At 35.1% G+C, this 12232-nt stretch carries 9 protein-coding genes and 1 pseudogene; 1 reads left to right on the top strand and 9 read right to left on the bottom strand.

The window, feature by feature from the left end; genetic code table 11:
• Positions 1-67 precede the first annotated feature (67 nt).
• Positions 68-421: a hypothetical protein gene (locus NSQ92_RS04415; RefSeq protein WP_047941402.1), complete on the top strand. Its 354-nt coding sequence runs from the start codon at positions 68-70 to the stop codon at positions 419-421.
• 53 nt (positions 422-474) lie between these two features.
• Here the strand turns inward: NSQ92_RS04415 and NSQ92_RS04410 are convergent, their stop codons facing one another.
• From NSQ92_RS04410 to NSQ92_RS04370, 9 genes and pseudogenes are all read right to left on the bottom strand, one after another.
• Positions 475-771, bottom strand: a complete 297-nt coding sequence (locus NSQ92_RS04410; protein WP_047941401.1) for a rhodanese-like domain-containing protein — start codon at positions 769-771, stop codon at positions 475-477.
• A 31-nt stretch (positions 772-802) separates the two neighbouring features.
• Positions 803-1276: a DsrE/DsrF/DrsH-like family protein gene (locus tag NSQ92_RS04405; RefSeq protein WP_047941400.1), complete on the bottom strand. Its 474-nt coding sequence runs from the start codon at positions 1274-1276 to the stop codon at positions 803-805.
• Positions 1277-1371: 95 nt separating this feature from the next.
• On the bottom strand, positions 1372-1632 hold the full coding sequence (locus tag NSQ92_RS04400; RefSeq protein ID WP_047941399.1) for a metal-sensitive transcriptional regulator: 261 nt from the start codon (positions 1630-1632) through the stop codon (positions 1372-1374).
• Positions 1633-1777: 145 nt separating this feature from the next.
• Positions 1778-3718, bottom strand: a complete 1941-nt coding sequence (locus NSQ92_RS04395; RefSeq protein WP_095320287.1) for an FAD-dependent oxidoreductase — start codon at positions 3716-3718, stop codon at positions 1778-1780.
• 295 nt (positions 3719-4013) lie between these two features.
• A complete protein-coding gene (locus tag NSQ92_RS04390; protein ID WP_061800301.1) occupies positions 4014-5030 on the bottom strand; it encodes a threonine aldolase family protein in 1017 nt (338 codons plus the stop codon).
• Between the two features lie 293 nt (positions 5031-5323).
• Positions 5324-5886: pseudogene (gene safA, locus NSQ92_RS04385) on the bottom strand (SafA/ExsA family spore coat assembly protein).
• Between the two features lie 155 nt (positions 5887-6041).
• Positions 6042-9455 (bottom strand): pullulanase, encoded by a 3414-nt coding sequence (locus tag NSQ92_RS04380; RefSeq protein WP_341152406.1) that lies wholly within the window; start codon positions 9453-9455, stop codon positions 6042-6044.
• 544 nt (positions 9456-9999) lie between these two features.
• Positions 10000-11148 (bottom strand): PstS family phosphate ABC transporter substrate-binding protein, encoded by a 1149-nt coding sequence (locus NSQ92_RS04375; protein ID WP_341152405.1) that lies wholly within the window; start codon positions 11146-11148, stop codon positions 10000-10002.
• 182 nt (positions 11149-11330) lie between these two features.
• Positions 11331-12182, bottom strand: a complete 852-nt coding sequence (locus NSQ92_RS04370; RefSeq protein WP_047941395.1) for a TetR/AcrR family transcriptional regulator — start codon at positions 12180-12182, stop codon at positions 11331-11333.
• Between the last annotated feature and the right edge of the window lie 50 nt (positions 12183-12232).

Below are 12232 nucleotides of genomic sequence, written 5' to 3'. Positions count from 1 at the left end.
AAATTTAATCAGACTTTTAAAGATAAATGAAAGTAGCACGAAAATTAGCAATTGTATGGAGGAAAAAATGAATAATTATTTGGATACGATGGTCACTAAAGTGAAAGATTCCATTATTCAGGCAGCTGATTCGGTTCGAAAAGGTCTTTTCACCTTAACGGGTGAAACTTCTCTGTCCGTAAATGAACTGGCAAAATATATAAAAGAAAATAAGGAAACAAAAACAGAAAGCAAATATTTATTAGGCAATTATTATTACTTCAGTCATTTACAAGAGAATGGCATTCGTTATTATTTAGAAACAAATGGAGATTTCATCCTACAGTTGGATGCGAGTTCAAAAGACCAAGTATTGATCGCCTATCGTTCATACAAGGACAAGCTTTCTATAAATACTCCCGTGAAATTTCCAAAGATTTGATAAAAAAGGGTAAAAACAGGAAGGAGTTAACTTTCCTGTTTTTACCAATCTTTTCATTCGACTTTTCCTTCCCAGTTTTGCATACCACCAATGACATTTACTACCCTATATCCATATTTATTTAATATTTGAGCAGCCTGATTACTTCTTCCTCCCGATTGACATATAATAAAATATTCTTTTTGTTTATCTAATTCATGCAATCTAAATTCAATAAGACGCAAAGAAATATTTATTGCTTCAGGAATTTTCCCTGTCGCTACTTCCGCTGGTTCCCGAACATCAATAATCGAGACTTTCTCTCCACTCCGTAATTTGCTATTTAATTCCGTTGTTGTTATTTCTTTCATTTCATTTACCCCTTCCCTCGAAAAACTAATTTTAGATAAATAAATTCACATGGCCATCCTCTGCTTCAGCCAAATAGGCAGCAACACCAGCATAATCAATCCCTTTTAACAGCTCTTCTTCTTTTAATCCAAGTAAATCCATTGTCATCGTACATGCGACAAGATTTACCTTCTGTTCCTGCGCCATTGCTATTAATTGGGGAAGTGTCATTGCCTGATGCTGTTTGATAACATGTTTAATCATCTTAGGACCAAATCCTAAAAAGTTCATTTTGGATAAACCCATTCTATCTGCTCCCTTCGGCATCATTTTTCCAAAGAGCTTTTCTAACAATCCCTTATTTACTTTTATATTCTCTTTTTTTCTTAAAGCATTTAATCCCCAAAAAGTATGAAAGATAGTGACTTCATGATCATAAGCAGCTGCACCATTAGCAATTATATAGGCAGCCATCGCTTTATCATATTCACCACTGAATAACACAATCGTCGTTTTCGTTGTCATTTTATCTCCCTCTCCTAATTACCTTTACCCCTATAGGTATATAATCATCTAAAATTATAAGCTCTATAGGTTCTAGAGCTTTTTATCTTTGTTCATTATCTGCTTTTGACTAACAGATTTACTGCTTCCTTAATTACATCATCCATTCTTTCTCCGTTTTCCTGGGCTTCTACCACACAGTCAACTAAGTTAGTGCTCACAATAACACCCATTGTTCGGTCTACTGCTGAACGAACAGCTGATAACTGTGTAATCACTTCCTTACAATCTTTATTCTCCTCCATCATTTTCAGAATTCCTCTTAATTGTCCTTCCATCCGCTTAACTCTATTTTTTAATTGATCATTATATTCCAAAGAAAATACCCCTTCCATTTGCCATATTTTCAGTTAGTCACTATTATCCTACATTATACATGATTTATTGATCATTATTATAGCCTGTCAAACTAGCTGAAGCGAATATATAGCATGCCTAACTAAAGAGCATTCTTTTTTTCTTTTATTTTTTCTTAATCCAAAATTTAATGGTAGAGCCTACTTGTTCCGTTTTTAAAATTTGATGTCCTACTTTTTTTGTCCATGCTGGCAAATCACTTAATACCCCTCTATCTGTCGCTTGCAACTCTAACACTTGCTTGCTCTCTAATTGATCCATCCCTTGTTTTAATTTCACAATTGGCATTGGACAAGTTAATCCGGAAACATCCAGTACTGTATCAATTTGAAAGCTTTCGTCTTCTCTTATTTCTTCATTTGTTTGGCTGCTTCCTTCCGTTCTTTCTGCCATTTCTGTATCCGCAAAAGCTGAAGAATAGGTTTTCCATCCACCATCAACGTTTTTTACATTAAAACCGTTATTTTTTAATATTCTACTAGCTAAATATCCTCTTAAACCAACTTGACAGCTCACATAAATCGGTTGATTTTTTGGTAATTCAGCCATTCTCTCTCTTATTTCACCTAACGACATATTAAGTGACCCTTCTATATATCCAAACTCTCGCTCAACACTTTCTCTTACATCCAGTAAATAGCCACCGTTTTGCACTATCTGATCTACCTCATGCCATTGGATTTGCTCTAATTCTCCTTCTACAATATTTACTGCCACATATCCTGCCATATTTACAGGATCCTTGGCAGATGAATATGGCGGTGCATACGATAGTTCTAAATTAGTTAGATCTTCTACGGTTAGATTACCTTTAATTGCAGTTGCAATGACATCAATTCGTTTATCGACACCTCCCCTTCCAATTGCTTGTGCCCCATATATTTGTCCTGATTCTTTATCAAATATCAATTTGAAAGCAATAGAAGAACTTTCAGGATAGTAACCAGCATGTGAATTTGGGTGAATATGAACCACCTCATAAGGAATCCCCCATTTTTGGAGTGTTTTTTCATTATTTCCAGTAGTAGCTACTGTTAAGTCAAACACTTTAACAATTGAAGTACCTAATGTTCCTTCGTACTTCTCTTTTTTTCCCATCATATTATTAGCAGCAATTCTACCTTGGCGATTTGCTGGCCCTGCAAGTGGTATCATTGTTTTCTTTCTATTGATATAGTCACGAACTTCAATAGCATCCCCAACAGCATAAATATCTTGATTAGAAGTTTGTAACAAGTGATTTACAACAATACCACCTTGTTCTCCAATTTCTAGTCCCGCTTGTTTGGCTAACTCATTTTCTGGCCTTACTCCAATAGATAGAATGGTCATATCTGTTTGAACTTCCGTCCCATCTTCCAGTACTATGATATCTCCATTGCCTTTAAATTCTTTTACTCCATTTCCTAAAATAAGCGTTATTCCATTTTGCTTAAGATGTGTTTGAACAGGACCTGCCATTTCCACATCCAGTGGACCTAAAACTTGATGCCCCTTCTCCACAATCATTACCTTTATTCCACGGGCAGCTAGGTTTTCTGCCATTTCTACACCAATAAATCCGCCACCTATAATTACAGCACTTTCTGGTGCGTTTTGATCAACAAAGGCTTTTATGCGATCTGTATCTGGTATATTTCTTAGTGTAAATAGTGATTGATGGTTTTCTATACCTAATATAGGGGGAATAATTGGTCTTGCTCCTGGTGAAAGCAACAGCTTATCATAAGTTTCTTCGTATATCTCTTCTGTTTGTAAATTTTTAATCGTGACTTTTTTATTATTCGAATCAATCGATATTGCTTCACTCTGTACTCTAATATCCAATAAAAACTTTTTTGACATTCCTTCCACTGTCTGTACAAGCAACTTACTTCTGTCTTTAATCGTTTCTCCAATATAATAAGGCAGCCCACAATTAGCAAAAGAAATGTGCTCTCCTTTTTCAATCAAGATAATTTCTACTTCTTCACTTATCCTTCTTAATCGTGCAGCAGCTGTTGCTCCACCTGCCACACCACCAATAATAATTACTTTCTTACTCATAAAAAGCTCCTCCTTTATACCATACGGGGTATTATTTTCGATAAAAAAATATACCCTGTGGGGTTTATATGAATATTATAGAGAGCAAACAAAAATAAGTAAAGAAAAAAATGCTAGGTATTATAAAAGACTATTGTTTTTTCGTATAATAGTTCATTAGTAAATATAGCGGTCTAGCTATAACGCTTTACTGTAACAATACTTAAAATTCTTTTCTACGGAACCTTTCCTATGGAATAACGAATAATGGCATACCTAATTATTTCTGGTATGCCATTGATAATTTTATCTATTCTTATTTTAAATCGTTAATAAATTGCTCCACTTCCTCTTCTCTTGTTGCCCAAGAGGTAACAAGCCGAATCGCAGAATGTTCCTTATCAATTTTTTCCCATATGTTGAATTGATAATTCTTCTGTAATTCTATAATCTTATCGTTCGAAACAATCGGAAAAACCTGATTAGTCGAAGATTGGGTTAAAAAACGATAACCTTTCTCGGCTAATGCTGTCGTTAGTCTTTCTGCCAGCTTATTAGCGTGTTCAGCCAATTCGAAGAAAAGAGTATCCTTAAATAACTCATAAAATTGGATTCCTAGCACTCTGCCTTTTGCCAGCATAGCCCCTTTTTGCTTCATATGATAACGGAAATCCTCCTTTAAGGAATCTTTCTTTATCACAAGCGCTTCCCCCATCAATGCTCCATTTTTGGTACCGCCAATATAAAAAGCATCCAGAAGTTGAGGTAAATCACTTAACGTAAGATCATTGTCTTTGGCACAAAGTGCTGACCCTAAACGTGCTCCATCCATATAGAAAAGCAATTGATTCTTCTGACAAAACTCACTTAACTGTTTAAGCTCGCTTTTGGAATAAATCGTTCCAATTTCAGTTGAATTGGATATGTATACGAGTTTTGGCTTTACCATATGTTCATCTGTATGCTCATCAAGTACATGTTGAATTAGACTTGGTGTTAACTTGCCATTTTCCGTATCAACAGTAAGAACTTTATGGCCAGTTGCTTCGATAGCTCCTGTTTCATGAACAAAAATATGTCCAGACGCTGCGGCAATTGCTGCTTCATGTGGTCTTAAAAAGGCAGAGATGGCAATTAAATTAGTTTGCGTTCCGCCAACTAAAAGATGAACATCTACCTCCTCACAATTCAGTTTTTCTTTCAATATTTCAACTGCTTTGTGTGTAAAGGAATCTTGCCCATATCCTATTTCTTGCTGCAGATTGGATTCTAGCAATGCTTGTAAAATTCGCGGATGTGCTCCTTCACTATAATCATTATTAAAACTATACATGGACATAGCCTCCCTTTTTAAAAATATTTTCTCACAAAAAGATTCGTCTTGTCACTAAATGTTTTGGCAATTGTCCTCTCTATCGCGGTTGTCGAATAACTATACGAGGAAATCATAGTTGAAAATGGTTTGGCAAGCCTTCAATGAGAGCTAGGCGGAATATTCAAGAGGAAACGTCAATAGCCAGAAGGGGGTTACAAATGAAACCATTAATCTCATCACCATAAATAAAGGGATTATCACTCAATTTTAAGTAGTAATCCCTTACTAGAATATTATTTTGATATAAACATTTACGTCCAATAGTTACCATTTTGGTAATATCCTACACCGATTTGTGTAAAGTTTTTACTTAGTATATTGGCTCTATGACCGCTAGAATTCATCCACGCTTGAACTACTGCTTGTGCGCTTGTTTGGCCTTGGGCAATATTTTCCCCGGCTGCTTTATAACCAATTCCGTAGGCTTTCATCATATCAAATGGCGATCCGTATGTTGGACTTGTAGGACTAAAGTATTTTTTTGAGCCATATCCATCGATTTATCTCTAGCAACTCTTGATAATTCCCAGTTTTCCGTTATAGCAGGAAGTCCTTTTTTTTGACGTTCTATATTGCAAAGTCGGATTACTTCCCGATCTACAGTTTTAATGGAATCAATATTGGGGATAGTCAATTTTTGATTTGGATAAATTAAACTAGGATTTGAAATCTGTGTGTTCGCAGCAATAATCTCTTTTAAGCCAATTTGATATTTCATCGCAATTTTCCACATTGAATCTCCATTTTTAACGGTATATGTATCAGCAAATACCATCGTAGGGAGTGCTATTAAACATAAAAACAAACTAACCATTGCTATTATTTTCTTCATTTTACCACACCTTCTGAATAATAAGGTGCACACAAAATTTCGTTTTATCCTTCGTCCATTATTTTTTGCTTTCTTTCCCTTTTTTAAATACAAAAAGCAGAAGTTAGCTATACTCCTAACTTCTGCTATCTATTTATTTATTCTGCATCTGCTTTTTTTCTGCGAATGATGATAGAAAGACAAACACCTGCTGCTAAAATAACTATCCCAATCAGTAGATATGTGCCATTATTAGTTGCTGTATTTGGCAAGGAATTTTTTGATTTTCCGTTATTGTCAGCCTTCTCACCGTTATCTCCCATGTCTCCCTTATTATCATTGGGATTCTTATCTGCATTAACTGGGTCTTCTTTATCTGGTTTTTCTGGAGCTTTAGGATCTGTTGAATCCACTGGATTTTCTGGATCATTTGGCTCTTTGGCGCCATCATCCTGATTTCCGCCTGTCTCTTTTTCATTTTTTATGACAATAGTAGTAAGTGGCTCAAGTGTTATTTTTTCTGCTGTTAAAGTGAAACCACTTTTCTCTTCAACAGAATCTTTACCTGCTTCATCATTATCCACTACTACTTTAAATTCGGTTAAATCTTCACTTAATGTCAGCTCCCTAGCTTTTGTATCACCATTTATAAATACATAATAGCTGCCTGTATCGTCTGTTGACTCATTTTTATAGGCAATAACAACATCCTCTTCCTGAATCTCTTGTGCAGCAATCATGGTTACATTAGAATCGACTAAACTCTTTTCTCCTAGTCGAAAAGCATTGCTTGATTTTCTTAATTCAATTAATCCTTTTGTATATTCCACCGTTTCATTATTTACTGGATATACTTCCTTATTGGTGGCTTTGGACCAATCAAACATATTAATGGCATCAGATGAATCATAGGAATCATGAACAAAGTAACCAAACACATTGCCATTTTCATCTGTAAAAGCATCATATTTTTGTTCTGGAATTCCCTCTCCTAGCCATTGCTTGGTTCTTCCATATTCTTGTCCTGCATGTAAAAATGCCGTGCCTTGTGAAGTCAGAATCAATGAGTTTCCAAGGCGAATACGTTTATGAATTTCTAGATCATTTTCTGGAATGGCTGGATCTTTTTTCAAAGCTTTCGCAATAATATCGTAGAGCGGCAGATTATCATGTGCTTCAATATATTGCACCATGTCTCCTGGATTATCTGCTGGCGTATTGGATGGCTGTGCTTTTATATTGTTAAATATCGTCTGAATATTACGAGCTCCGCCAGTGATAAAGCGCGGCTCTCCTTCTGAACCATAACCCGATTTTACCTCATTTCTTATTTCATCAGAGAAAACACCGACATCATCGGTTTTATCCATCCAGTCTTGGTCTGCACCTTTTCCTGCCAAAGATGGGTCTGCTAAATGCCCCGAGAACGTCCTCCACCCTTCTCCAATAAATAATGCATTTGGATTGATGGCTGCCGCTTCATCATAAGCTTTTTGAACAGCTTCATAGGTTGCATCCCCCATCATATCCCATCTCATGCCATCGATTTTAAATTCACGAAACCAATATTTCACTGAATCTATCATTAGCTTTTCCGCCATTTTATGATTTGTAGCTAAGTTATTTCCAAATCCTCCCACAAATTTACCATTACTGTCTTGGAAAAAATAATAATCTGGAACAATATCATTTAATAGACTAGCATTGGACATATGTGTATATACAACATCTAGAACCACTCCCATGCCAGCAGCATGAATCGCATTAATTAGCTCCTTTAATTCTTTAATGCGCAGCTCTGGATCTTTTGGATTTTCCGAATAGGCACCATCTGGTGAGAAATAGTTATGAGGATCATACCCCCAATTATATTCATTTCCTGCTGCCGAATACTCTAATTCCCTTTCTCCCATTCTCGTTTCATCTCCCCAATACCAAGCATTAACTGGCAGGAGTTGGACATGTGTAACACCCAAGGATTTTATATAATCCAGTTTATCAATAAATGCTTTATAAGTTCCAAAGCGACCATTTAAATCTGTCTGAATGGTTGGATCAGAAGTAAAGTCACGAATATGAGCTTCCCATATAATTGCATCCTCTCGTTTTTCATAGCCATCAATCTTCACACTAGTTAAGTTAGCGGGATTGGTTTGACTTAAATCAACAATGGCTGCTTTTCCTACTGTATCGCCATCACTGCCAACCTGTCCCTTTGTGTTAACAGTAAAAGCTGCCATCGATTTAGCATAAGGATCTAAAACTTTAGATACTTTTCCATCATTGGTTACTTCATATTGATAATAATATCCTCTTGTATCTTTGATGCCGAGATCATCTGCTTTCGCTTCGACACTCCATACCCCTTGATCCCCTTGTACTAAATCTAAACTGCCAATTTTCCTTGCTGCATCATTTTTATCATAAAAAACGGCGGTTACCTTTGATGCTTTCGGTGCCCATAATTTTAATGTTGCATCTTTATTATGATATGTGGCCCCTAAATCATTGCCCTCATAAAAGTAATTTTCATCTAACATTTTCCATCCAGATTTGGCTGTAACAGATCTTCCTTGATAAGAGATTGTAAAAGGCCCCTTTTCCGCATCATAAACACCTGTTATTTCCACTGTGGTTTCATTAATAATTTTCACTGCACTAAAATCTATTACTTCTTGGTCCTTATCCACAATAGATAATGCTTGCGCTATATCCTCTTCCACAAGTCCTTTTGTACTGGAAAAAGTTAATTGGATGGTTGTGTCAGACAATAGTTCTCCTGAAACTAAATCAGTTGGTGATTCCCAGTATGGTGAAATATAAACTTGATCATCTTCATTTTTAATCCATAAATGATTATACTCTTCCAATAAAGCGAACCCTTTGTCACCACCAATCTTTTCACCATTTTCACGGTTTACAATAAGAAAGCCAATTTTTTTAGCATTCTCTTTCACTTTTATATCAACATAAGCACCATAGCGATCATTTTTTTCTAATGCTACAGCATCAGTCGGCCAATTAACAGTAGGTGATTCTACATCGTCCCATAACCACAACCCTAACTTATCATAGTTTTGGTCATCTCTTTGATAATGAATTCTAACAGTATTTTCAGCCAGTTCTACTGGCTCAAATAGATGAACACTATCTGAACCTTCTTTAATCCATACTTCATTTAATGATGGATTGTTTATCGTAACGGACTTATCTCCGCTCTCTTTCTCTCCATTCGTTCTGTTTACAACAAGAAAGCTAACCTTTCTAGCATCTGCTTTCAAAGGAATATCAATATATGTACCATACTCATCTTGCTTCTCTTCTTCAAACGCTGCAGCACCTTGTGGCCAATTAGCAGTAGGTGATTCTACATCGTCCCACAGCCATAACCCTAGATCCTGATACTTATTTCCCTCATTTTGATAATGAATTCTTAATGTGTTTTCAGGTATATCTTTTCCATCTGTGTTCTCTGCTTTTACGTTCATTTGATTGAACGAGAAGCCTCGTGTCGTGAACACAAGAACAAATATCGTTAGTATAATGAGTGATTTCCTTAACCAGTGATTCATTCCTGTTCCTCCTGTTCTAAATGTTTTAAGCAACTTGAGCCTCTTACTAAACCTAACTAGTTGTAAAAAAATAAGCGTTTACTTCTTCTAGTGATGTAAAAGTAAACGCTTTCTTTCTATGTGAGATTATAAATATACTAGATTATGAGTGTCAATATTTCTTTTGATTGTTCACGGTAACAGAATTACGAACTAAATAGTTACAGGCATTCCACCTTATAAAATAGACAAAAAAAGGGATTAGAAAGGTTGAGTAGAAAAAATCCATTAATAAAGCGTTTTGGTTTTCATCTTTATGAGGAGTGGATGCGTTTGGCTGATTTTTTCCTACTTTGGCTGATTTTCTCGCTGCTTTGGCTGATTTTTTCTTATTTTGGCTGATTTCTCCCCTTTTTACTGCTATCTATCAATCTAATTAATTAGTTTTCTCCATTATAAGCAAAAAATAAAGATTCTTTTGTTGCTGTTTACCATATAAATAGGTAACTCGGCCAGTAATAAATACTGCCGGTTACCCAAACAAAGATCTACCACATATTAATATCTATTCAACTGCCACATAGCCAGTTTCCGAAACAATCCGTTGGCCTTGCTCTGACACCATCCATTTTAAAAATCCATCAACTTGGGGAGATTTATTATCCTCCAGCGTAATGGCATAAAATTCATTAATGAAAGGGTAGCTTCCATCTTTAATTGTTTCTACTGTAGGAGGTATTCCATCAACAGCAATATTTCTTATTTTTCCATTACGCACCATATCTTCTGAAAAATGCCGGAAAGAGAACCCAATCGCATTTCTTTTATTCTGATAGTCTGCAGTTTCACTTATTATGCCTTCCATTGCATTGACAATATCCTTTGTGGGAGGATCCATTAACGGTTTTCCATCCATAACCCTCAACAATGCAGATTGACTGCCACTTTCTTCTGGTCTTTGAAATGCTCTAATTTTTTCATGTTTTCCACCGACTTCCTTCCAGTTTCTTATTTTCCCAGAATAAATATCCTGTATTTGTTCCACGCTTAGTGTTTCCACTGGATTTTTCGCATGAACAAAAAAGATAAATCCCTCTCTCCCAATTGGTGTAAGCTTTAATTTTACCCCAAGGCTTTCAGCCAATTTAAATTGTTTCTCTGAAGGCTTTGGCACAAATATGATGTCTGCCTCACGATTTAATAAGCGATTAAACGCCTCACTTGTTTGACTTGAAACTACCTCACTTTCCTCTAATGAATACATTTTTTGTGGATAGACTGCTTGAACAAACCCTGCGTATACAGGATAAAGAGCGGTAGAGCCGTCTAATCTTGGAAGATCCCCTTCTATTTTAAATGTTGATTCTTCTTTCAAAAACACAGCTTTTGTTCCCTCTAAAAATGGCATATATTCTGTTAAATCCGTATCTTGACTACTAACAACCTCTAAATTTTTATCAAAATGTTCATAAATTATGTAACCCGCTATCCCGCAGATACTCATGACTAAAATTACTATCCTTGCCCTTTTGACTGCTTTTTTCTTCCCCCATTCAAAGATTAATAGATAAACAGTTACCATATAAAATACAGTAATAATCGGTAAAAACCATAGATAAAATGTACTAGCTGTGAATAAAGTGGTTACCATTGTTGCAATAAATCCAATAAATACGATAAACACCGTCATTATAATTGCTTGTAATACTTTCATTTTTTTCTCCTTTATAATTACAATCTCTCATATATTCGCCTTAATAAATGATTTATTTCAATTTTAGTGTATATTTTCACTTTAATCAATAATTATTTTATTTGCTACAATTCCTTGATTGCTTTGAAATCCTTTAAATAAAAAAAGATGAATCCTGTAAAGAACTCATCTTTAAAATATATCTATTGTTTATGACTCGGATGAAGCTGAAAATATTGGAATAATAAATAGGATAACCAAATGCAGTCACGATGATGTCGAATGTTTTCAAGCAATCCTTTTAGTAAAACCGAGTTCAATGTTTTCTCTTCCAACTGCTCTATAAGTAAAGAAAGCGATTCTTTCACATAATGATCATCTACTTCTTCCATTTTCCCTTTTATATGTTGCAGCAAATCCTCTTTTGTCGCACTTTCTTCAATAACGGACTGGTGCAGCAACTGATAGATACTTTCTGTAAAATATGGTGATTCTGTATATGAAGCTATAATGTCTGTTTTCTCTACAAGCGATTTTGCAAGCCTGTGTAAATCAAAATCAATATATTTATTATGGTTTAATACAATATGAGTATAAGTATTAAGAAACCCTTTAATACTAAATACTAAATCATACTTGATTGCTTGTTTGGATGAATCATATACTTTTCCAATCATATGCTCGATTGTTTTTTCCAGTAAATGATCATAATAAGTAAACTTTCGAATAAATTCATCATTAAACGAAAGCGCTTGCTCTTTAATAAACAATGTCGCAAAACTAGAATTTTCCTTAAATGTATATAATATTTCGTAATAAAAATGATAAAGAATATCATCCACATGATTGACTGCGTAGTCAAGTTTCGCGATGAACTGTTCCATAAAATAATCAACTAAAGCCATAATTAATTCATCCTTTGACTTAAAGGATAAATAGAAGGCCCCTTTAGAAATCCCACAATGTTCCGTTATTTGTTGAACGGAAGTAGCCGCAAATCCTTGTTTTGCAAATAACTCTATCGATTTTTCCATAATCAGCTGTTTTTTTGTCATCTCATTCTCTCCTATGTACTATTGATTGACATATGACTACTTAGTCATTT

The organism is Niallia sp. FSL M8-0099 (assembly GCF_038006945.1).
Lineage (GTDB): Bacteria > Bacillota > Bacilli > Bacillales > Cytobacillaceae > Niallia > Niallia circulans.
Note: the sequence above shows the minus strand (reverse complement) of the source record. Positions and strands in the feature narration are given on the sequence as shown.